Consider the following 19,910-nt stretch of genomic DNA (forward strand, 5'->3'; position numbering starts at 1 on the left):
GGGTCAGGTTAGGCGGGTCAGGTTGGCGGCGGCGCGTTCGACGATGAGGCAGCGGTCTTCGACGTAGTCCATGCCGGCCTCCTCGGCGATCCGCCGCGCCTCGGCCGAGACGATGCCCAGTTGGAGCCAGACCGCCGGGGCGCCGATCGCCGCCGCGTCCCGGACCACCTGCACGGCGTCGGCCGCCGGCCGGAACACGTCCACCAGGTCGACCGGGTGCGGGATGTCGGCCAGCGACTTGTAGGCCCGTTCCCCGAACAGTTCGTCGACGGTCGGGTTGACCGGGATGATGCGCCAGCCGTACCGCTGCATCTGCAACGGCACGCCGTGCGCGGCCTTCAACGGGTCGCGGGACGCGCCCACGACGGCGATCACGGCGGAGTCGGCGAGGATCTGCTGAGCGGTACGCACCCGCCGACTGTAGCTCCGACTACAACAGCGTCAGCTGCTCGGCCGCCGACGGTGGCGGTGGCTCGGGCAGGCTGCGGTTGTCGCCCCGCTCCCCGCGGTGCAGCCCGTGCCGGCGTGCCGCGATCCGCACCCGGGCGGTCAGCTCCCGCTGGTACGCCTGCGGGGCGTACGCGCCGGCCCGGTAGAGCTCGCGGTAGCGGGGCACGAGGTGCGGGTGCTCGCGGGCGAGCCAGTGCGCGTACCACTCCCGGGCGCCGGGACGCAGATGCAGGGGCAGGGCGGTCACGCTCGTCGCGCCGGCGGCGGCGATCGCCGAGACGGTGGTGTCGATCGACTCGTCGCTGTCGCTGAGGCCGGGCAGGATCGGTGCCATCAGCACGCCGACGGAGAAACCGGCGTCGGCGAGTGCCCGGACGGCGTCCAGCCGGCGGCGTGGGTGCGGTGTGCCGGGCTCGACGGTGCGCCAGAGGTGCTCGTCGACAAACCCCACCGAGAAGGAGATGCCCACCGTGGTCACCTCGGCAGCCTCGCGCAACAGCGGCAGGTCGCGCAGGATCAGCGTGCCCTTGGTGAGGATCGAGAACGGGTTGGCGAAGTCCCGCAGCGCGCCGATGATCTGCGGCATCAGCCGGTAACGACCCTCGGCGCGCTGGTAGCAGTCCACGTTGGTGCCCATCGCCACGTGCGCGCCCCGCCAGCGTGGCGCGGCCAGCTCCCGCCGGACCAGCTCACCGGCGTTGACCTTGACGATCACCTTCTGGTCGAAGTCCGCACCGGCATCGAGATCGAGATAAGTGTGTGTATTCCTCGCGAAACAGTAAACGCAGGCATGAGAGCAGCCTCGGTATGGGTTGATCGTCCACTCGAACGGGACGCGGGACTGCCCGGGCACCCGGTTGAGGATGGACTTGGCCTGCACCTCGTAGAACGTCATCCCGGCGAACTCGGGGGTGTCGAAGGTGCGGGCGACGGCGCCGGGCAGCGCCAGCGGCAGGGGTGGCGTCGCTGGCGCTGCCCGCTCGGGGTCTCCCTCGGCCGGGGGAGCGGTGAGGTTGTCCCAGCGCATGGCCACTATTCGAACACGTGTACGAGGCAAGCGCAAGTGACCCGCCGTACACCGGTGGGCGTCCGGGTGGTCGGAGAGGGGAGGATGGACGCCATGGAGACGTCGACCTTCGTCTACGACGGGGACTGCGCGTTCTGCACGAGCTGTGCGGAGTTCATCGAACGTCGCATCCCCACCGCCGCACGTGTCGTGCCCTGGCAGTTCGCCGACCTGGACGCGCTCGGCCTCACAGTGGCCGAGTGCGAGGAGGCCGTGCAGTGGGTGGGCGCGGACGGCTCGCGGGCGGCCGGCCCGGACGCCATCGCGAAGCTGCTCGCCGCGAGTGGTCCGCTCTGGCGGGTCGCCGGCGCCGGTCTGCGGATTCCTCCGGTACGCGTCGCTGCCTGGCCGTTGTACCGCTGGGTGGCGCGTAACCGGCACCGACTTCCCGGTGGCACTGCTGCCTGTTCCCTGCCGCAGGAGGCCCGGGAGCGGCTCTACGGGCCGGCCGGTCGCCCGACCACCGGCGCCTGATCGTCCAGCGCCGGCCCCGCGCCGGCTGTCACCGGGCCCGGGTCAGGCGGCACCCTGTCGACGTCGGCCGGGCGCGGCTCCGGGGCATCCGTCGTCGCCGCCTCGGGAGAGCCGCGGCCGACGAGCCGGCGTGCCCAGACCAGCGGGCGCACCCGCTCCAGCGGTAGGAAGCTGGTCATCGCGGCCAGGTGCGGCGCGAACGAGATCGTGATGGTCGCGATGGTGACCGCGTGGAACGAGTAGAAGAAGCCGACCATGGCGAGTCGCCAGCGGGGCGGCAGGAAGAAGACCAGCGGGCTCAGCAGCTCGAACGCGACGATGCCGAACTGGGCGACGATCAGCAGGTACGGCACCTGGGCGATGAGGTCCGCCAGGTCGGTGCCGCGCCGGATGATCGCGCGGGCCAGGACCGAGCCGGTCAGCCAGTCCAGACCGCCGAAGCGCAGCTTGGCGAAGGCTGCCAGGAAGTACGTGCAGATCACCGCGATCTGGGTGACGCGTAGGGCCCAGCCGCCGGCCTCGGTGCGGGTGGTGTCGCCGTGTCGGGCGCGACCGGCGGTGGGCAGCACGGCCAGGGCGACGAGCAGCCCGAACCGGTCGTGGTCGACCTTCCCGTAGCTCATCGCGATGATCATCCACTCCAGGTACAGCGCGCACACCGCCCAGCCGAGCAGCCGGGGCGCTCGTCCGGTGGCGGCGAGGAGTGCGAGCAGCAGCAACGCCCAGAAGATCACCGTCACCAGCGTCTCGGTCGGCGTCGGCAGTGGGAGCAGGCGGCCGATCAGGAGTGGCTGGTACAGGTCGCCGGGCACGCTCACCCGGGTGCGTACCCAGGGCGTGAAGATCACCAGATCGGCGGCGACGAAAAGGTAGATCAGGGTGCGGAAGGCGGCCACCCGCCCCCGGGGTACGGCCTCGGTCAGCCAGCGGTTCATCGGGTGGCCTGCCAGCGGACGACGGTCTGGTCCGTGTGTTGGCCGGTCGGTCGGCCGGCGCGGATGCCGTGCCAGCGGATGACGATGCGGACCTCGACCAGCGCGGGAGCGTCCGGGTGGCGTTCGGCGTACGCGTCGGCGACCTCGGTGAGCAGCGTCGGGTCGGCGGCGTATCGGGCCTGCTGACCCTCGATCTCGGCGCGGCGGATGCCTGTCGCGTTCTGGTCCAGGTCGATCACCGCCCCGGAGCTGTTCACCCCCTCGACGCGGGTGTCGGGTGCTGGCGCGTTCGGCGGGTTGGAGGTGGAGTACATCCGGAACGGGCCGAACGGGAAGTCGTCGTCGCTGCCCCAGAAGGTGCCGACGACGAGCAGGACGAGGCCCAGTGCGGTCACGCCCAGCCGGGTCACGCGCCCGCGGGTGGTCAGGTTCTCCATCGGGTCGTGACGATACGGGATGTACCGACGGCCTCGGGTCCCTCCGACGGCCAGTTCGGCCTGACCAGGCAGGTGATCATGCGGGGTTGCTGGGGGTACGACGAAGGCCGGGCCCGCATCGGGCCCGGCCTTCGGTGTCGTCGTGGGGACGACTCAGTGGTTGTGCTCGGCCAGCTGCTTGCGGACGTCGTCCATGTCCAGCGCCTCGACCTGCTCGATCAGGTTCTCCAGCGCGGACTCGGGAAGGGCGCCCGGCTGGGCGAAGACGATGACGCCGTCTCGGATCGCCATGATCGTCGGGATCGAGCGAATGTCGAACTTGGCGCCCAGCTCCTGCTGAGCCTCCGTGTCGACCTTGCCGAAGACGATGTTCTGGTGCTTCTCCGAGGAGCGCTCGTAGACCGGGGCGAACCGCTTGCACGGACCACACCAGTCGGCCCAGAAGTCGACCAGGACGATGCCGTCGTTGCCGGTCACCTCGTCGAAGTTCGTCGAGGTCAGCTCAACGGTTGCCATTGCACTCTCCGATCACCGCGGTTTATCTACGTCCCGTAGAACCAGGGCTGACCGTATCGAATTCCCGTGCGGTGGGGCACGAAACGTGCCCGGGGCTGCCGGGGGGTGCCGCAGGTCATCGACGTGCATCTGTTCACACCCGACCTGCGGAACGCAAGTGCATGACGCACTTGCGTGACCTGCGGTAATGGGAGCGTTTCCAGGGAGATCCACGCGATTGAGCACTACGAATCGGTAACTTGGGCCTTGACAAGGAGGTATCCGGCCTGCGGAGATCGCTGATCAACCTCCCCGTCGTCACACACAGTAGTGTTACAAAAAGATAAATGTGACCGCGATCTCTGTTGAACCTACGCAGGCGTAGGGCAGAATTCCTCACATCAGAGCGTGGGCGGCGGGTGCCGGGGAGGGCCCCGCCGCTCATTGCGTCTCCCCCCAGGCGAGTGACCGGTGTGACATTTCCGCCGCCGTCGCGCCCCGCCGGTCGCCTTAACCATCGATAAGGCATGCTGTGCCGAACTCCATCGCCGCCCGTCGAAGGGACCAGCATGCAGTTCGGTCGCTACTACGAGGAGTTCGAGGTCGGCGCGGTCTACCGGCACTGGCCGGGCAAGACCGTCACCGAGTACGACGACCACCTCTTCTGCCTGCTCACCATGAACCACCACCCGCTGCACATGGACGCGCACTACGCCGCGACGGCGAGCCAGTTCAAGCGCAACGTCGTGGTCGGCAACTACATCTACTCGTTGCTGCTCGGCATGTCGGTGCCCGACGTGAGTGGCAAGGCGATCGCCAACCTGGAGGTCGAGTCGCTGCGGCACGTCGCGCCGACCTTCCACGGCGACACCATCTACGGCGAGACCACGGTGCTGGACAAGCGTGAGTCCGGCTCGAAACCCGACCGGGGCGTGGTGTCGGTGGAGACCCGTGGTTACAACCAGGACGGCACGATGGTCTGCGTGTTCCGGCGCAAGGTGATGGTCCCCAAGCGGGAGTACGCGGCCGCTGCGGTGCCCGACGGAGTGGATCCGGAGCGGCCCAGCTTCCCCGAGCCGCGCTGACAGCCGCGCGGCAGGCTCGACCGCCGACGAACACCGGGCTCCTTCCCCTGGGCGGGTCTGCTGGGGAAGGGGCCCTGTTCCCGTCGCGGGGCATATGCTGACGCCGGAGGTTCCGATGAGCCACTCCGTAGCGGGAGAGCCGTCCTCTGCCGGCCGCCGAGCCGCACCCTTGACCACCGCTGTCTACTCCGCCGCCGAGTGGGATCTGCTCACCAGCCTGCCCGGTCGGGTTCTCGTGGCCGCCGCGGCACCCGCTCCCGGCCGGACGGAGCGTGGAGTCCTGGCCGGCCTGGCCGGTCTGGATGCCGTGGCCGCGGGCCGAGCCTCCGACAGCGACCTGGTCCGTGCGGTGGTCGCCACGATCTACGCCCGCCACGACGGCGCCCCGCAACCCGCCGAGCGGCTCACCGACCTGGTGGACCTGCTGGCCGCCTGTCGTGCGGCGAGCCGGGTCCTTCGGCGGCGGGCCGACCCTGCCGACTCGGCCGCGTACCGCCAGTGGGTGCAGTCGGTAGCGGCCCGGGTGTGTCGCGCGGTGCCCGGCACCGGCGCGCGCCGGGTGGACCCACCGGCCAGCCCGGCGGACCGGCGCTTCCTGGACCGGCTCGGTGCCGCCCTCGACCTGGGCTGACCGGCAGGTCGTCGCGGCCGGCGCCGGCGCGGTCCGTACCCTCTGATGACCGTGACCGACGACCAACTCGAGGTGGGCGTGGGCCCCTGGCCGGGGGACCCACCGGACGACCCCCGTTACGACAGGCAACTGCTCGCGGAGGGGGACCGGCGCAACGTCGTCGACCGCTACCGCTACTGGCGGCACGAGGCGATCGTCGCCGACCTGGACCGGCACCGGCACGGCTTCCACGTCGCTATCGAGAACTGGCAGCACGACTTCAACATCGGCACCGTGGTGCGCAACGCCAACGCGTTCAACGCCGCCGAGGTGCACATCGTCGGACGGCGACGGTGGAACCGGCGCGGCGCGATGGTGACCGACCGGTACCAGCACGTACGGCACCACGAGACGATCGAGGAGTTCGTCGCCTGGGCGGCCGAGCGGCAGTTGCCGGTGTTCGGCATCGACAACCTGCCGGGGTCGCGTCCGCTGGAGACCGGCACCCTGCCGCGGGACTGCGTGCTGCTGTTCGGCCAGGAGGGGCCCGGCCTCTCCGCGCCGGCCCGTGCGGCCTGCGACCAGCTCTACTCCATCGCCCAGTACGGCTCGACGAGGTCGATCAACGCGGGCGTGGCCAGCGGAATCGCCATGCACGCCTGGATCCGCGCGCACGCCGGTACGCCGCCGGACTGACCCACGTACGGTGCCGAATCGGACGTTCCGGCTTGACGTGCCGGCGGTCCGGGGCGACGGTGGGGATGTGAGTGTCGCGGTGAGTTGTCCGAGATGCGGGGGCCCGGTACGGGCGCCGGATCTGATGAACGCCGACTCGAGGTGTGTGCGCTGCGGCCCGGTGCCGCCGTTGCACGTGCCTGAGCACATCGGAGCGGACATCGTGGCGAGCGTGGTGGAACGGATCACCGCGACCGGCGATCCGCCGGTGACGCCGTTGTGGTGCCCGTGGCCGCTGCCGCCCGGTTGGACACTCACCGGCGTCGCGTACGCCGGGGACGACCGGACGGGCGTGCGGGCGACGGTGGTGGCCTGCGCGGGCCCGGCGCCGCTCGGTGGTGGTCCGGCCGATCTGGTCTTCGTGGCCGAGGAACCCGGTGTCGGCCTGGGCACCCGGCTCGCCGGTCTGACCGGCCCGGATCCGGGGCCGGAGTTGGTGGACGCGTTGACCGACCCGGGGTCGGGTCACCCCGACCACGTCGGACAGGCGAAGATCAAGGTCGGCGGGCACCCGACTCCACTGTGGGTGGTGAATTCATCAACGGATCGAAGCGCGTACGCCGGCGAAGCTCGGGGAATGTGGCTCCATGCGATAGCCTGGCCGGCGAGTGCGGGTCACCTGCTCGCGGAAGACGTCGTGCTACACGACCTGACCGAGTGGACTCCGCCCGAGCTCGTGTACGGCGCACCGTCCCCGTATCTACCCGGTAGAGCTTGACAACTCTTCCGGATTGACGGAGAACGGACGCAGATATTCACTGTACGACACCACACTGATACTCTGGGTGCCGCTGCGGTAATGGGACCCGGCGCCGCGCGAGAGGATGGCCCGCCATGGTCAAGAAGGTCCTCACCTGGGCCGGAATCGCATTCTTGATCTTCTTCGTCGCCTACCGGCCAAACTCTGCGGCGGACGTGTTCAAGTCGCTCGGCGGCGGGATCATGGATATCGCCCAGGGGTTTGGCGACTTCTTCACCAGCCTCGTCGCCTAGCAGCCGATGGGCAGCCCCTCCGGTCCACCCTTCGACCCGGACGACCCCGACCGGGAACGCCGCGAGCGCGACACCGAGCCGATCCCGCGGATCGGGCCTGATGACGGCCCGGGCTACGGGGCCGGTCCCGGCCTGTCCGACGGTCCGTCCCTTTCGGACGACGTCGGCTATGGCGACGGGCCCGGCTATGCCGGTCAGGGTCGTTCCGGTCGGGGGTGGATCCGTGATCCGGAGGCCAGCTACCAGCCGCCGCAGATCTCCGAGGACGAGCTGGCTGGGTTGCGCGCCGACGCGACCGGCTCGACCCCTCGGCGGGTGCTGCCACTGGAAGACGAGCCCAGTTCTCTGGTGGCTCGCTACCTCTTCCCCACCGAGCGCTACCGGGGCGAGTGGAAGCGACACTGGATCCACCTCACCAACCCGCTGTTGATCGGCGTCGCGGCGACCTTCGTGCTCGGCTACCTCTCCGGCTTCCTCGCCGGCCAGGACGTCGGCGCGTTGACCACCATCGCCGTGCTGCTGTGGTTCGCGGTGATGGGCTGGGTGGCGTGGAAGGTCGCCGACTGGTGGTATGACCGGTTCATTCTGACCAACAAGCGGGTCATGGTGGTCAACGGCATCGTCACCCGCAAGGTGGCGATGATGCCGCTGGTCCGGGTCACCGACATGAAGTACGAGCAGACCCCGACCGGTCGAGCGCTCAACTACGGCACCTTCGTGCTGGAGTCCGCCGGCCAGGAGCAGGCGCTCCGCGAGATCAAGAACCTGCCCAACCCGAACGAGCTCTACCTGCGCGTCGTCGAGGAGATGTACGAGCCGCAGGCGGTCGAGGCGCGGCTCGGCAAGGAGGCCGACGAGGCCAAGGCCGACGACGGAGCGTGAAGGTTTTCGACCGAACATCGGAGCAAGTGCGCACCTTTCGTCATGGACCAGAGCGCCCCTGACGTGGCACTCTGCCAGGACGGCAGGGGTGTGGAGGTGGGCGGTGGCGAGCAAGGACTCGTTGGAGGAGCAGTTCCGCGAGTTCGTCGCGGCCCGCTCCGCCGCGCTCCTACGCACCGCTTATCTGCTCACCGGCGACTGGGCCACGGCCGAGGATCTGCTCCAGACGGCGCTGACGAAGACCTACCTCGCGTGGAAACGGCTCGGCGGAATCGAGGCGGTCGAGCCGTACGCCCGGCGTGTGATGGTCAACACGTCGACCAGTTGGTGGCGGCGACGCTGGCACGGCGAACGCCCGACCGAGGTGCTGCCCGAGCGGGCCGGCGTCGACGAGATCGAGCAGCAACTTGACCGTGACCTGCTCTGGCGGCATCTCCGGGAGTTGCCCAACCGGCAGCGGGCAGTGTTGGTGCTGCGCTACTACGAGGACATGTCGGAGGCGCAGACCGCCGCGATGCTGGACATTTCGCCGGGCACTGTGAAGAGCCAGGCGTCCCGGGCGCTCGCCACGCTGCGTCGGCGACTGGGCGCGGACGCACCAGAGCTGGCAGCCGCCGCCGGCATCGCCGGCAGATCGGCCGCCGCCGGCATCGCCGGCAGGTCTGCCGCTGCCGGCGGTGCGGGAGCGGCGGCCGCGACCGGTGCCCCCGGCCGGACGACGGGGTCGGGCTCCCGGACCGGGCGTGTCCCGGCCACCGGTGCCGCTGCCACACCCCGTCCCGGACGGGCGGCTGGCCGACCCGTGGCCCGCCCGACCGCGCCGCGCCCCGCCGTGCCGCGTGCGATCACCCCGCAGGTCGTCCTGCCCACCGCCCCGGCGGCCGTGCCCGTCGGCACGGGCTCCGGGGAACAGCAGTGAGTCATCTCCCGGGCCGGCGCGACAACCTGCGGGACGGCCCGCAGCGTTCTTACCAGGTGCGGCCTGACGAGATGGAAGGTGCGGTGCGGGAGACACTCTCGCACCAGGTCGCGCTTGCCCGCCCGCTGAGCGTCGATCCGGCCGGCCAGGCCATCCGTCGCGCGAACCGGATCCGGCGTCGACGCACCGCCGCCGGCCTCGCCCTCGCGGCGGTCACCACAGTGCTGCTCAGCGCCGGCATGGCCCAGCTCGGTGCCGAGACCAGGCGGGACGGCTCACCCATCGTCGTGATAGGCGACCCGGACCCGACAAACCGACCGCTTCCGACGGCCAGCATTCCCGGGCCCGCACCCTCGCCCACGACGTCGACCTCTCTTCTCATCAGCGAGACGCTGGTCAGCGCCGACGGGCGGCGGCTGGTGCTGCCCGACGTCGGGCCAGCCGAACGCGTCCAGCCGCTGCCCAGCGGCGGCGGTTGGCTGGTGGTCGGCGCGCCGAGCACCGCGGGACGCTCCCTGTGGGTGGTGCAGGACGACGGACTGGTGCAGGTGCTGCTGGCCGGTGCCGGCGCGATCGTCCTGGCCCCGGACAGCCACCAGGTCGCCTGGCGCGACGGAGACGATCTCCTGATGGCGGGCGTGGTCGGCACCCAACTCATCGGGTCGGTGCGCACCCCGGTGCCGGCGGCGGCGGAGCCCGTCCGGTTCGTCGGTGACAGCGTGCTGGTCCGACTCGACAGGGCCGACGCCGGTCACACGCTCTGGCGGCCCGGTGCGGGGCCGTTGCCCGAGGCCCTCGACCGGGAGAGCCTCAACGTCTACGGGCGGCTGCCCGACGGGCGGCTCGTCGGCCAGGTCACCACTACCGATCCGGACCGGACGTGCCTCGCCATCCTCACCCCGACACGTCGCCTGGACCCGGTACGCACCGGCTGCGGTCCAGACCTGAGCCGGGACGGCGTCGGCGGGGTTTCGCCGGACGGGCGGTGGCTGCTGGTCAACGAGGGGAGCGGCACTGGCGGTCGGTCCCTGCTCGTCGACCTTCAGCGGCTCGGGCCGGGAGCGACAGCCGTTGCGGCCGGGCCGCCGATGACCGGGGCGATCGTGTGGAGCGACGAGGCCCACGCCTCCTACCTCGACGGCACCGGCGAGCTGGTCCGGGTCGACGTCGGCCAGGTGCGGGCGGGAAAGCCAGCCAGCCCCGCTGCGGTGCCCGGCATGCCGGCCGGAGAGCGGCCGATCCTGGTGAAGGGCTTCTGACCCCGGGTGACCCATGTGAGCCGGGCTCACCGTTTCCTCGGTAACGTCGGGCGGTGACCTCGCGTACCGGCCCCGCCCCCCGGATCGACCTGCACGCCCACTCGACGGCCAGCGACGGCACGCTGACCCCGGCCGAGCTGGTCGGCGCGGCCTCCGACGCCGGGCTGGACGTGCTGGCGATCACCGACCACGACACCACGGCCGGCTGGGCGCCGGCAGTCGGCGCGCTGCCGTCAGGTCTGCGCCTGATCCGGGGCGCGGAGCTGTCGTGTCGCTGGTCCGGTGCGCAGCCGGCGGTGTCGTTGCACCTGCTCGCGTACCTGTTCGATCCGGGCCACCCGGAGCTGGTGGCCGAGCTGGCGCGGGTCCGAGCCGCCCGGGAAGAGCGTGGCGAACGGATGGTCGGTCTCCTGCGGGCCGACGGCATCGACGTGAACTGGCCGGACATCCTGGCCGGTGCGGGTGGCGGCACAGTGGGACGCCCGCACATCGCGCAGGCACTCATCCGCGTCGGCCTGGTCGGCAGCGTCCGGGAGGCGTTCGGCCCGGACTGGCTGGGCGAGCGGTACCGGCTGCCCAAGGAGGACATCGACGTGTTCCGGGCCGTCCGGCTGGTCCGGGCGGCCGGAGGCGTGCCGGTCTTCGCCCACCCGCGAGCCACCCGACGTGGCCGGGTGGTGCCCGACGAGCTGATCGCCGAGCTGGCCGCCGCCGGGCTCGCCGGGCTCGAAGCCGACCACGAGGACCACAGCCCGGCCGAGCGGGAACACGTGCGGGCGCTCGCCGCCGAGCTGGGTCTGCTCGTCACCGGCTCCTCGGATTTTCACGGCACCCACAAGACCGTCCAACTCGGCGCGTTCAGCACCAGCGTCGAGGCGTACGAGCGGATCGTCGCCGAGGGGGTGACCGAGGTCGCTTCGGGCTGATCCGGGTATTTCGCCCATCGCTGCGCGGCTAGGTTGATCACGTGGATCTGAAGCTGTTCGGCGAGGTTTTCGTGACCCTGCTGGTGATCACCGACCCGCCGGGCATGATGCCGATCTTCCTGGCGCTGACCGGCCCGCTGCCCGCCCGCGACCGCAACCGGGCAGCCTGGCAGGCCGTCGCGCTGGCGCTCGGCGTCATCGTGATCTTCGCGGTGGCCGGGCAGACCCTGCTCGACTACCTGCACGTGGACCTGCCGGCGTTGCAGGCCGCCGGTGGCCTGCTGCTCGTACTCGTCGCCTTGGAGCTGCTGACCGGCAAGGCCGACGACCCGAGCCAGCAGGTCACCTCCAACATCGCGCTGGTGCCGCTGGGCACGCCGTTGCTGGCCGGACCGGGCGCCATCGTGGCCACCATGCTCTTCGTCCAGCAGGCCGACGGGCTGGGAGAGTTCAGCGCCATCGCCGTGGCGATCCTCGCCGTGATGGTCGCCGTCTGGATCGTCCTGCGCTTCTCCGGCGGCATCGTGAAGATCCTCCGGCCGGGCGGGATCGAGGTGCTGACCCGGATCGCCGGCCTGCTGCTGGCCGCGATCGCCGTGCAGCTCATCGCCGACGCGGTGGCCGCCTTCGTCAGGCAGTACGTGAACATGGCCTGACGGCACGCGCGCGATGTCGGAGGCGGATGGCAGGATCGCAGGCGTGCGACGATCCTCATCAGCGGGGCGGCCGGCCGCCGGCGGCCGGGCCCCGCGGCAACGCGCCGGCGACGCCGAGCAGCTCGGCTTCGAGGGCATGCCGGAGCGGCTGTTCGTCTGCACCCCGAGCAAGCTCGGCGCGTACGCGGACTGCCCGCGTCGCTACCGCTACTCCTACGTCGACCGCCCCGCCCCGCCCAAGGGCCCACCGTGGGCGCACAACTCGCTCGGCGCCAGCGTGCACACCGCCCTGAAGAACTGGTATGCGCTGCCCGCCGACCGGCGGCGTCCCGAGGCGCTGGCCACGCTGCTCAAGGGCACCTGGGTCCGCGAGGGCTACCGCGACGACGAGCAGGAGCGGGCCGCCTACCGGCGGGCGTTGGGATGGCTCGAGGCGTACGTCGAGACGCTGGAGCCGGATTCCGACCCGCTCGGCGTGGAGCGGGTGGTGGCGGTCAAGACAGCAGTGCTGGCGTTCAACGGTCGTACCGACCGGATCGACTCGCGGCCCGGCCCGGAGGGGCCGGAGCTGGTCATCGTCGACTACAAGACCGGCCGCACCGGGCTGGACACTGACGACGCCCGGGGCTCGCAGGCGCTGGCGCTCTACGCGTACGCCGCCGAGCGGGTGTTCCGTCGGCCGTGCCGCCGGGTGGAGTTGCACCACCTGCCGACCGGCACGGTCGCCGGCCACGACCACACAGTCGAGTCGCTGGCCCGACAACTGACCCGCGCGGAAGAGACAGCCCGCGACATCATGGCCGCCGAGCGCGCGGTCTCCGACGGCGCCGACGCGGACGAGGCTTTCCCGGTGGCGCCCGGCCCGCGCTGTGGCTGGTGCGACTTTCGGCGGCACTGCCCGACGGGCGCGCAGGTCCCGGGCAAGGAGCCGTGGGCGGCCATGGACCGGCCCGCCGACGGCTGATCGCCCGTGCAGAGGGTCGGGTCAGCCGGGCAGCGAGGCGGCGTGCCGTGCGGCCCGCTCCTTCGCTGCCTGAATCAACGGTCCCTCCAGGTAGCGGCGGGGGACGGCGGCGAACGCGAGCCGCAGCGCGCGCAGGCTCAGGTCCGCCGACAGCTCGGTGGTCGGTAGACCGAGACCTCCGTACATTCGGCGTGCCCACGTCGGCAGCAGCGCGAACGCGGTGCCGGCGATCCCCAGGTACGCCCAGCGTGGCGGGCCCAGGGTGAGCCCCAACCGGACCGGCAGGCTGAGCTTCCACGGCAGCGGCGGGGCGGTGAGGAACACCGCCGTCTCGGCGGCCTCCCGGGTCATCCGCAACTGTGGCCGTACGGTCTCGTAGTAGTCCGCGACCTCGGCGGCGGTCCCTGGAACGGTGGCCGGGTCCAGGCCGACAAGGGCGGCGGCGCGGCGCTGTTCGGTGTAGTAGGCGTCCACCTCGTCGTCGCTCAGCGGCAGCCCGGCGCGTCGGGCCGTGCTCAGGAACGACTCGACCTCGGTCACGTGCACCCAGCGCAGCAGGTCCGGTTCGTCGATCCGGAACTGCTCACCGGTGAGCGTGTCGGTGGCCCGCAGCCGGTCGTGCAGGCGGCGCAGCCGGGCCCCGGCGGCCTCCGCCTCGGCGGTGGTCCCGTAGACGGTGGTCGCCACATAGGTAGCGGTGCGGACCAGTCGGCCCCAGGCGTCGGTGCGGTAGTTGCTGTTCTGCGCGACCCCGGCCATGGCCCGGGGGTGCAACGCCTGGAGGTAGAGCGAGCGCAGGCCGGCGACGATCAGGATCGGCTCCTCGTGCACCTTCCACGTGACCGAACCCGGACCGAAAAGGCCGAGGTCATCGGAGTCCACCGCCCAAGAGTGCCACGGTCGGGCCGACCTCGCCGGTTCACGTGCTGCCGGTGCCGGCTGATCAGACGTCGGCGGAGCGGCGGGCCCGGCAGCCCGGGCAGAGGCCCCAGAACGTCACTTCGGCCTCGTCCACCTCGAACCCGTGCGCGCTGTTCGGCTCCAGGCATGGCGCGCTGCCCACCGCGCAGTCGATGTCGGCGATCTCGCCGCAGCCCCGGCAGACAACGTGGTGATGGTTGTCGCCCACCCGCGCCTCATAGCGGGCGGGACTGCCCGCCGGCTCGATCCGGCGTGACAGCCCGGCCCGGGACAGCGCGCCCAGCACGTCGTAGACGGCCTGGGTGGAGACCGAGTCGAGGCGTTCGCGCACCCGCCGGGTGACCTCGTCGACCTCCAGGTGGCCGCCGTCGGCGAGCACGTCCAGCACCGCGAGGCGGGGGCGCGTGACGCGCAGGCCCCTCGACCGCAGCAGCTCCTCGGCACCGGACATTGGCCAATGACAACACGCCCGACCCGCATCGACAACCGTCGCCCGCTCCGGGTGGCCACCGACACAGCCAGGCAAGATCGGGAGTACGGCCCAGAGGATGAACCCGATCGACGCGCCGCGCGTGTCACCGGTCGAGAGCCTGCGGACGATCGGCGGACCATAGGCTGACCACCCCTGACCATGATCCACCTGGAGGGTTCGATGTTCGAGGAGATCCTGGGTCTACCGGTGCACGTCCTGGTAATCCACGCTGTCGTCGTGTTCGTGCCGCTGCTGGCGGTGCTGGCCATCGCGTACGTGGGGCTACCGCGGTGGCGGCACCGGCTGGACTGGGCCCTGGGCCTCCTCGCCGTGGCCGCGCCGGTGACCGCCTACGTCGCGGTCAAGTCGGGTGAGGCACTGACCGACGCGCTGGTGGCCCGGGGCTTCCAGGGGCCGATCCTCGATCAGATCTTCGAGCACTCCCGCTACGGTGACATCCTGTTACGCGTCGTGGTGCCGCTCGGGATCGTGGCCATCCTGCTGCTGGTGGCGACAAGTGGGCACCCTCGGGTGCCGCAACTGCCCGCGCTGGTCACCCCGGTGCTGGCGGTAGCGGCCGTGGGGCTCTCCATCGCCGCACTGGTCTACGTCTACCTGACCGGCCACTCCGGTGCCGAGACGGTTTGGGGCACCACCCTCTGAGCTGCTGCCCCTTCTGATCGACTGCACTGGACCTGGCTGGGGCTGTGGTCGCAGCCGGCGGTCGCCACCGTCGGGGCGGACACGGCATTGAGCGGCATACCTCAGAGGTATGAATATGACTCTGAGGTATGCCGCTCAACAGCACATCGACGTGCCAGGCCAGCCAACACGCATGCTGGGGGTTGCGCTCCCGGACCTGTTCCTCCACGCCAGTGCCACTGCTGCTGCCCAGGGGTGAGGATCAGAAGATCACTCGCGAGCAGAGCAGGCAGAGTAGAACCAGCAGCACCACGCCGGCCGCCGCGCCGAAGCCGTAGGTGACCCTCTGCGAGCGCTGCTCGGCCGCGTCCAGGCCGGCCATGTCCTGCGGCGGCAACTGTCGTGGCGGCACCGGCTGCAGATGTACGGGTGGACGCCAACCCGCCGGCGGCGCCACGCTCGGCGGCGGGCCGGAGTATCCGGTGGCAGGACCCCCGGCCGGTGGTGTGGCCGCGGGCGCGGTGGGAGGTTGGTCCGCCACGGCGTCGTCGCCGGTGTCGGGCCGTCGCCAGTAGTCGTCCGAGGTGCTGCCACCGCTGGGGGTCGTCACGCCGTCCGACGCTACCAACGCCACCGGCGGCCCGGTCGCTTCTGGCCGGCGTGCCACGGTCGACCGTCAGGTCTACCGTCGTCGGCTGCGCTAGTCTTGCCGCTCGTGAGCACCGAAGACCCCGGCACGCACGGCGTACGTGGAGACGACGACCGCGCCGTCGACCTGAGCGAAGACTTCGTGGTGCTGCCCGAGCAGACCTCTGACGACACCGACCGTGGTTGGGGCGAGCGGTCCGGCGGCAACGACGACTGGTTGCTCGCCGAACGCCCCCCGCACTGGGACTGACCCCGGCGGCTCAACCAGCTCCCCGCGTGTCGCCGGCCACCGATGGTGCGTCGGAGGGCACAGCGGTCGGCGGGCATCCGGTCGGGGTGTGCAGGACTGCGGCGGCCAGGCCGAGCAGCGCGGCGACCAGGCCGGCCCGAAGCAGGGTGCGCCCGCCGGGCAGAGTGAGCTGGCGCAGCGGGCGCAACGCCCGCGCGGAATCCGGATCGACCATCGCCTCTGCCGCCTCCCGTCCCCGAGCGCCGCAGTGGCACCCATGGACGGCAGGCTAGGCAGCTTTCGCCGCCTCGACCGACCCTCTGGCCGACGCCTGTGGACAACCGCACGGCCTGTGGATAACGCCCATCCGCCGCCTCGACCTGCTAAGGCACCTGACTTGATCAACTCGGATCACGGAAGCCGGGTGGTCAGAGCGACGGGGACAGGCCGACTTCCTGGAACCCGAGTGGATCAACCCGCCTGCTGAGGGGGCGACCGAGTTGATCGAGGCCCGACCCGTGGTGGGGTCGGGCCTTCGGCGATCAGGACGTGGAGCTGGCCGCCGCCTTGCCGCCGCCCGATCCACCCGAGGACGACCCGGAAGACGACCCCGAGGAGGACGACGAGCCCGAAGACGACCCGGACGAGGACGAGGACCCCGACGAGGACGAGGACCCCGACGAGGACGACGAGCTGTCACCGGAGGACGACTCGGACTTCGCCGGCTTGGTCGCCGTGCCGCCGGCGGTCGTCTCGGAACCGGACGCCCGGGAGTCGGTGCGGTAGAAGCCCGAACCCTTGAAGACGATGCCGACCGAGTTGAAGACCTTGCGCAGCCGCCCCTGACACGCCGGGCACTCGGTCAGCGGCTCGTCAGAGAAGGACTGCACCGCCTCGAGCTGCTGACCGCACGTGGTGCAGGCGTACTGGTACGTGGGCACGTTCTCCTCCGGATCTGGGCTCAGCCAGTTGGCACTCGACGTATTCGAGTGCCAATGGTGCGTCATTCGGCCCGGGTTCGTCCAGCAGACGTGTGGGGCGCGACACCGTGCGCCGCACCTGGGCCGCCGTCAAGCGTACGCACCCCGTCGGCGGGAGTGACGACCGCGCGCACCTGACGGTCGTGGGGCTCCGCCGGCAGCGCCTCGACTAGCTCACCGTCGTGCAGCGGCACCACCGTCAGGGCTGCCTGGGGCACCCGGGCGAGTGCGCGGTCGTACGAGCCCCCGCCGCGCCCGAGCCGTCGACCGTGGCGGTCGACAGCGAGAGCCGGTACGACCACGAGTTCCGCGTGCGCCACGGCGGCCACCCCGAGACGAGCACCGACTGGTTCACGGATACCCCGTCCCGCCGCGATCAGGGCAGCGGGCCCGGCATATGCCGCCCAGTCCAGATCCAGGTCGGTCAGGAGCACCGGCAGCAGCAACTCGGCGTCCGCCGGCAGCGCCGCCCGCAGCACCTCGGGCAGGTCCGCGCCGCCCGGTTCGGAGCCGACCGGCACGTACGCCGTCATCCGGTGTGGGCGCAGCCGGCGTACCAGGGAGACCAGCTCGGCCTGCACGCGCCCGGCGGCGGCTGCCCGGGTCTCGGCGGGCAGGGACCGGCGGCGAGCGAGCAGCTCGACGCGGGTGTCCCGCTTCGCCATCCGGGTCACTTCCGCTTCATCAGAAAATTCCGGCACGCAACACTCCTGACGCAACGCCTCTCCCACGGTTGCACTGTGTCAGCATCGCAAGCAACGGAGGCGGAACTTCCGGGGGGACCGAGTGACGCTACGCGGGCGGTTGACGGCAGCCTTCCTCGTGGTGGTGCTCGGGCCCGTCCTGCTCGGCGCGCTCTTCGTCGCCTCCACAGTCGCTGCGGTCGACCGTAGCCGCTCCACCGAGCGCCTGGCGGTGGCGGCGTCCACTGTTCGTACCTCGGTCGACGCGCTCTGCCAGCAGCTACGCGCCACGGCCGACGCGGTGGCGCTCACCGCCGATCCGGCGGTCGCCGCCGCGCAACTGGTCGGCCGGGGTCTGGCCGCAGCGGTGCTGGTCACCGACGTGGCCGGCCAGGTCACCTACATCTCGCCCGGTGCTCCGTCGACCCCGTGGAAGGACTGCGCCGGCTCGACCGAGGGCACGAACGGGGGCTCGAACCCCGGCCCGGTCCGTGCGTTGGCCGCCCAGGTCGACCTGCACGACCGCGCCGGCACCCGGCTGGGCACTGTGACCGCCGCGCAACTGGTCGACCCGGCCTTCGTGGCCCGACTGGCGGCGGTGACCGGGGTGGCGGTCACCCTGCTCGACAGTGGGGCGAGCGCCGCGCGGGTCACCCACACGACCGAGTCCGGTGACGTCCGCGACGCGGTGCTGGCCGCCGCCGTCGGCGTACGGGGAGAGCAGGTCACCGAGACCAACCAGGGCCGGTACGTGCGCAGGCTCGGGCCCTCCGACGCGCAGCCGCTGCCACTGGTGCTCTCCGTTCCCAGTGAACGGCCACCTGGGCTGCACGCCACGCTGGTCGGGGTGGTCGTGCTGGCCGGGCTGCTCGCGGTGCTGACCGCCTGGCGGCTGGCCCGCGTGACCACCCGGCCGCTGGCGGAGCTGGCCGGTGCTGTCGACCGGGTGGCCCAGGGCGACCTGACCGCCCGGGTGCCGGTACGCAGCCGCGACGAGGTGGGACGGTTGGCCGCGGCGTTCAACCGGATGACGAGGGAGACCGGATCTTACGTCGCGGCGTTGACCAGCAACCGGGATCAGCTGCGCGGGCACCTCGCGGTGCTCGGCGACACCCTGGCCAGCACGCACGACCTGCAACGGATCCTGCGGGTGATCCTGCGCAGTGCCATCGGGGCCACCGGCGCGCGTGCGGGTGCCGTGCTGCTGGTGGAGACCGGCGGGGTGCTCGTCGCGCAGTGCACCGAGGGGTTGGACGGGCGCTGGTCGGCCGAGGAGGCGGACGGGTCGCAGACGCTGCGGGTGCCGGTCGGCGTCGGTGTGGTCGGCGAGGTCGCCGCCACCGGGGAACCGCAGCGGGGCAGGACGGAGCCGACCGGGGCACCAACGGGTGAGCCACGCTGTCGCACCTACGTCGCCGTTCCGTTCGCCGCCCCGGCCGGCGGTGCCACGGCCACCCTCGGCGGGCCCTCGGGGCCGGTCGACGAGGCGGGCGCGGCGGCCGCGCTCGGCGTGCTGGCCCTCTACGACCGGTTGGGCGCCGACGAGTTCGACGATGACGACCTGGCCACCCTGCGCACCTTCGCCGGGCACGCGGCAGTGGCGGTGGACAACGTCCGGGTGCACGAGGAGGCGCAGCGGCTCTCCCTCACCGACCCGCTCACCGGGCTGTGGAACTACCGCTACCTGCGCGAGTCGATCCGGCGGGAGGTCGAACGGGCCAGCCGATTCGGGCGGATGCTCAGCGTCCTCGCGTTGGACCTGGACCGGTTCAAGGACGTCAACGACACCTACGGGCACGCCGCGGGGGACACCGTCCTGGCCGAGTTCGCCCGCCGGGTGCGCGGGGAGATCCGTGAGGTCGACCTGGCCTTCCGTCAGGGTGGTGAGGAGTTCGTGCTGCTGCTGCCGGAAACCGACGCGCGGGGCGCGGCGATCGTGGCAGAGCGGCTCGGCGCGGCGGTGCGCGAGACGCCCATCGCCGTCGAGGCGTACGCCGGACCGGTCCTGGTGACAGTGTCGGTGGGCATCGCCGTCTTCCCGGACCACGGCAGCACCGGACGGGAGGTGCTGGAGGCCGCCGACGACGCGCTCTACGCGGCCAAGGCGGCGGGCCGCGACACGTACCGGGTCGCCGAGGCGCGCTCGGATCTGCCGACCCGGGAAATTCCGGTGCTCGCGTGTGCGGTGAGCCCGACCGACGGGCTGCCGCGCGCCGGCCAGCCGGTGCAGGCCAGCCGGGAGCCGGGCGGGCCCGCCCGGTCCGACCCGGCGGTGGGCGTACCGGAATCATCGCTGGCGGGCCCGGCGCACGCCCGGCCGGATTCGGTCGACGACACGCCGGACAGCGCGTCGGGCGCGGCGCGGGCCGGCCCGGACGCGGCCCGGCCGGGGCCGGGTGGCGGCGCGTCTTCTGGGCCACACCCGCCGCGGCAGAGCCGTGGCCGATAG

26 protein-coding genes and 1 pseudogene are annotated in these 19,910 nt (G+C 71.7%); 16 read left to right on the forward strand and 11 right to left on the reverse strand.

What is annotated here, in order from left to right; genetic code table 11:
- Positions 1-3 precede the first annotated feature (3 nt).
- The gene (locus OHB44_RS04420) at positions 4-411 is read right to left on the reverse strand and encodes a CoA-binding protein (protein ID WP_238683638.1); all 408 of its coding nucleotides are present in this window, start codon (positions 409-411) and stop codon (positions 4-6) included.
- A 19-nt stretch (positions 412-430) separates the two neighbouring features.
- Complete coding sequence (locus OHB44_RS04425) at positions 431-1,477, reverse strand: Rv2578c family radical SAM protein (RefSeq protein ID WP_330439702.1); 1,047 nt, start codon at positions 1,475-1,477, stop codon at positions 431-433.
- A gap of 93 nt (positions 1,478-1,570) precedes the next feature.
- Here OHB44_RS04425 and OHB44_RS04430 point away from each other — a divergent pair, with 93 nt between their 5' ends.
- A complete protein-coding gene (locus OHB44_RS04430; RefSeq protein WP_109819716.1) occupies positions 1,571-1,990 on the forward strand; it encodes a thiol-disulfide oxidoreductase DCC family protein in 420 nt (139 codons plus the stop codon).
- On the opposite strand, the gene OHB44_RS04435 is transcribed toward OHB44_RS04430, so the two are convergent.
- The 3 genes from OHB44_RS04435 to trxA all read right to left on the reverse strand — a co-directional run bounded on the left by OHB44_RS04435 (position 1,954) and on the right by trxA (position 3,878).
- Positions 1,954-2,925, reverse strand: coding sequence for an HTTM domain-containing protein (locus OHB44_RS04435; protein ID WP_238683635.1), 972 nt, complete (start codon positions 2,923-2,925; stop codon positions 1,954-1,956). The two genes, OHB44_RS04430 and OHB44_RS04435, sit on opposite strands and share 37 nt — an antisense overlap.
- Positions 2,922-3,362 (reverse strand): hypothetical protein, encoded by a 441-nt coding sequence (locus OHB44_RS04440; RefSeq protein ID WP_238683634.1) that lies wholly within the window; start codon positions 3,360-3,362, stop codon positions 2,922-2,924. The genes OHB44_RS04435 and OHB44_RS04440 overlap by 4 nt, the downstream gene beginning before the upstream one ends.
- 153 nt (positions 3,363-3,515) lie before the next feature.
- Positions 3,516-3,878 (reverse strand): thioredoxin, encoded by a 363-nt coding sequence (gene trxA, locus OHB44_RS04445; RefSeq protein ID WP_007455291.1) that lies wholly within the window; start codon positions 3,876-3,878, stop codon positions 3,516-3,518.
- Between the two features lie 548 nt (positions 3,879-4,426).
- Here trxA and OHB44_RS04450 point away from each other — a divergent pair.
- The 11 genes from OHB44_RS04450 to OHB44_RS04500 all read left to right on the forward strand — a co-directional run bounded on the left by OHB44_RS04450 (position 4,427) and on the right by OHB44_RS04500 (position 12,886).
- Positions 4,427-4,942 carry a MaoC family dehydratase gene (locus OHB44_RS04450; protein ID WP_030486570.1) on the forward strand — a complete coding sequence of 172 codons (516 nt, stop codon included), beginning with the start codon at positions 4,427-4,429 and terminating at the stop codon, positions 4,940-4,942.
- A 94-nt stretch (positions 4,943-5,036) separates the two neighbouring features.
- On the forward strand, positions 5,037-5,573 hold the full coding sequence (locus tag OHB44_RS04455; protein ID WP_238683633.1) for a hypothetical protein: 537 nt from the start codon (positions 5,037-5,039) through the stop codon (positions 5,571-5,573).
- Between the two features lie 51 nt (positions 5,574-5,624).
- Entirely contained in the window at positions 5,625-6,248 is a 624-nt protein-coding gene (locus OHB44_RS04460; RefSeq protein ID WP_112732894.1) for a TrmH family RNA methyltransferase, read from the forward strand.
- A 79-nt stretch (positions 6,249-6,327) separates the two neighbouring features.
- A complete protein-coding gene (locus OHB44_RS04465) occupies positions 6,328-7,005 on the forward strand; it encodes a DUF6758 family protein (RefSeq protein ID WP_330439703.1) in 678 nt (225 codons plus the stop codon).
- A gap of 116 nt (positions 7,006-7,121) precedes the next feature.
- Complete coding sequence (locus tag OHB44_RS04470; RefSeq protein ID WP_007455302.1) at positions 7,122-7,280, forward strand: hypothetical protein; 159 nt, start codon at positions 7,122-7,124, stop codon at positions 7,278-7,280.
- 6 nt (positions 7,281-7,286) lie between these two features.
- Positions 7,287-8,162 (forward strand): PH domain-containing protein, encoded by an 876-nt coding sequence (locus tag OHB44_RS04475; RefSeq protein WP_088951386.1) that lies wholly within the window; start codon positions 7,287-7,289, stop codon positions 8,160-8,162.
- A 103-nt stretch (positions 8,163-8,265) separates the two neighbouring features.
- Complete coding sequence (locus OHB44_RS04480; RefSeq protein WP_330439704.1) at positions 8,266-9,081, forward strand: SigE family RNA polymerase sigma factor; 816 nt, start codon at positions 8,266-8,268, stop codon at positions 9,079-9,081.
- Entirely contained in the window at positions 9,078-10,340 is a 1,263-nt protein-coding gene (locus tag OHB44_RS04485; protein ID WP_330439705.1) for a hypothetical protein, read from the forward strand. The genes OHB44_RS04480 and OHB44_RS04485 overlap by 4 nt, the downstream gene beginning before the upstream one ends.
- Before the next feature lie 53 nt (positions 10,341-10,393).
- The gene (locus OHB44_RS04490) at positions 10,394-11,266 is read left to right on the forward strand and encodes a PHP domain-containing protein (RefSeq protein ID WP_330439706.1); all 873 of its coding nucleotides are present in this window, start codon (positions 10,394-10,396) and stop codon (positions 11,264-11,266) included.
- Between the two features lie 41 nt (positions 11,267-11,307).
- Positions 11,308-11,922: a MarC family protein gene (locus OHB44_RS04495; protein WP_330439707.1), complete on the forward strand. Its 615-nt coding sequence runs from the start codon at positions 11,308-11,310 to the stop codon at positions 11,920-11,922.
- Between the two features lie 13 nt (positions 11,923-11,935).
- A complete protein-coding gene (locus OHB44_RS04500; protein WP_274530788.1) occupies positions 11,936-12,886 on the forward strand; it encodes a RecB family exonuclease in 951 nt (316 codons plus the stop codon).
- A gap of 21 nt (positions 12,887-12,907) precedes the next feature.
- On the opposite strand, the gene OHB44_RS04505 is transcribed toward OHB44_RS04500, so the two are convergent.
- Together OHB44_RS04505 and OHB44_RS04510 are read right to left on the reverse strand one after the other, a co-directional pair.
- Positions 12,908-13,768, reverse strand: coding sequence for an oxygenase MpaB family protein (locus tag OHB44_RS04505; protein WP_238683627.1), 861 nt, complete (start codon positions 13,766-13,768; stop codon positions 12,908-12,910).
- A gap of 61 nt (positions 13,769-13,829) precedes the next feature.
- The gene (locus OHB44_RS04510; protein WP_330439708.1) at positions 13,830-14,258 is read right to left on the reverse strand and encodes a Fur family transcriptional regulator; all 429 of its coding nucleotides are present in this window, start codon (positions 14,256-14,258) and stop codon (positions 13,830-13,832) included.
- 201 nt (positions 14,259-14,459) lie between these two features.
- Between OHB44_RS04510 and OHB44_RS04515 the strand changes: the two genes are divergently transcribed.
- Positions 14,460-14,942: a DUF2231 domain-containing protein gene (locus tag OHB44_RS04515; RefSeq protein ID WP_238683853.1), complete on the forward strand. Its 483-nt coding sequence runs from the start codon at positions 14,460-14,462 to the stop codon at positions 14,940-14,942.
- Between the two features lie 241 nt (positions 14,943-15,183).
- Here OHB44_RS04515 and OHB44_RS04520 read toward each other — a convergent pair whose 3' ends face one another.
- Positions 15,184-15,531 carry a hypothetical protein gene (locus OHB44_RS04520; RefSeq protein WP_238683626.1) on the reverse strand — a complete coding sequence of 116 codons (348 nt, stop codon included), beginning with the start codon at positions 15,529-15,531 and terminating at the stop codon, positions 15,184-15,186.
- Positions 15,532-15,636: 105 nt separating this feature from the next.
- On the opposite strand from OHB44_RS04520, the gene OHB44_RS04525 reads away from it, so the two are divergent.
- On the forward strand, positions 15,637-15,819 hold the full coding sequence (locus OHB44_RS04525) for a hypothetical protein (protein WP_112581848.1): 183 nt from the start codon (positions 15,637-15,639) through the stop codon (positions 15,817-15,819).
- 10 nt (positions 15,820-15,829) lie between these two features.
- On the opposite strand, the gene OHB44_RS04530 is transcribed toward OHB44_RS04525, so the two are convergent.
- Positions 15,830-16,033 carry a hypothetical protein gene (locus OHB44_RS04530; RefSeq protein ID WP_330439709.1) on the reverse strand — a complete coding sequence of 68 codons (204 nt, stop codon included), beginning with the start codon at positions 16,031-16,033 and terminating at the stop codon, positions 15,830-15,832.
- 314 nt (positions 16,034-16,347) lie between these two features.
- Between OHB44_RS04530 and OHB44_RS04535 the strand changes: the two genes are divergently transcribed.
- Complete coding sequence (locus OHB44_RS04535) at positions 16,348-16,584, forward strand: hypothetical protein (RefSeq protein WP_238683866.1); 237 nt, start codon at positions 16,348-16,350, stop codon at positions 16,582-16,584.
- Between the two features lie 14 nt (positions 16,585-16,598).
- On the opposite strand, the pseudogene OHB44_RS04540 reads toward OHB44_RS04535, so the two are convergent.
- Together OHB44_RS04540 and OHB44_RS04545 are read right to left on the reverse strand one after the other, a co-directional pair.
- Positions 16,599-16,805: pseudogene (locus tag OHB44_RS04540) on the reverse strand (FmdB family zinc ribbon protein); the annotation flags it as partial.
- Positions 16,802-17,479, reverse strand: coding sequence for a 5-formyltetrahydrofolate cyclo-ligase (locus tag OHB44_RS04545; protein WP_238683624.1), 678 nt, complete (start codon positions 17,477-17,479; stop codon positions 16,802-16,804). The pseudogene OHB44_RS04540 and the gene OHB44_RS04545, both read right to left, overlap by 4 nt.
- Positions 17,480-17,564: 85 nt before the next feature.
- Here OHB44_RS04545 and OHB44_RS04550 point away from each other — a divergent pair, with 85 nt between their 5' ends.
- Positions 17,565-19,910, forward strand: a complete 2,346-nt coding sequence (locus OHB44_RS04550) for a diguanylate cyclase (protein WP_330439710.1) — start codon at positions 17,565-17,567, stop codon at positions 19,908-19,910.

The sequence above is a fragment of the Micromonospora sp. NBC_00821 genome (assembly GCF_036347035.1).
GTDB classification, from domain to species: domain Bacteria; phylum Actinomycetota; class Actinomycetes; order Mycobacteriales; family Micromonosporaceae; genus Micromonospora; species Micromonospora hortensis.

Excerpts from the sequence above, each read along its gene's own strand:
- OHB44_RS04425 (WP_330439702.1), bottom strand. The coding sequence starts at position 1,477 with ATGCGCTGGGACAACCTCACCGCTCCCCCGGCCGAGGGAGACCCCGAG.
- OHB44_RS04430 (WP_109819716.1), top strand. The coding sequence starts at position 1,571 with ATGGAGACGTCGACCTTCGTCTACGACGGGGACTGCGCGTTCTGCACG.
- OHB44_RS04435 (WP_238683635.1), bottom strand. The coding sequence starts at position 2,925 with ATGAACCGCTGGCTGACCGAGGCCGTACCCCGGGGGCGGGTGGCCGCC.
- OHB44_RS04440 (WP_238683634.1), bottom strand. The coding sequence starts at position 3,362 with ATGGAGAACCTGACCACCCGCGGGCGCGTGACCCGGCTGGGCGTGACC.
- trxA (WP_007455291.1), bottom strand. The coding sequence starts at position 3,878 with ATGGCAACCGTTGAGCTGACCTCGACGAACTTCGACGAGGTGACCGGC.
- OHB44_RS04450 (WP_030486570.1), top strand. The coding sequence starts at position 4,427 with ATGCAGTTCGGTCGCTACTACGAGGAGTTCGAGGTCGGCGCGGTCTAC.
- OHB44_RS04455 (WP_238683633.1), top strand. The coding sequence starts at position 5,037 with ATGCTGACGCCGGAGGTTCCGATGAGCCACTCCGTAGCGGGAGAGCCG.
- OHB44_RS04470 (WP_007455302.1), top strand. The coding sequence starts at position 7,122 with ATGGTCAAGAAGGTCCTCACCTGGGCCGGAATCGCATTCTTGATCTTC.
- OHB44_RS04475 (WP_088951386.1), top strand. The coding sequence starts at position 7,287 with ATGGGCAGCCCCTCCGGTCCACCCTTCGACCCGGACGACCCCGACCGG.
- OHB44_RS04500 (WP_274530788.1), top strand. The coding sequence starts at position 11,936 with ATGTCGGAGGCGGATGGCAGGATCGCAGGCGTGCGACGATCCTCATCA.
- OHB44_RS04510 (WP_330439708.1), bottom strand. The coding sequence starts at position 14,258 with ATGTCCGGTGCCGAGGAGCTGCTGCGGTCGAGGGGCCTGCGCGTCACG.
- OHB44_RS04515 (WP_238683853.1), top strand. The coding sequence starts at position 14,460 with ATGTTCGAGGAGATCCTGGGTCTACCGGTGCACGTCCTGGTAATCCAC.
- OHB44_RS04530 (WP_330439709.1), bottom strand. The coding sequence starts at position 16,033 with ATGGTCGATCCGGATTCCGCGCGGGCGTTGCGCCCGCTGCGCCAGCTC.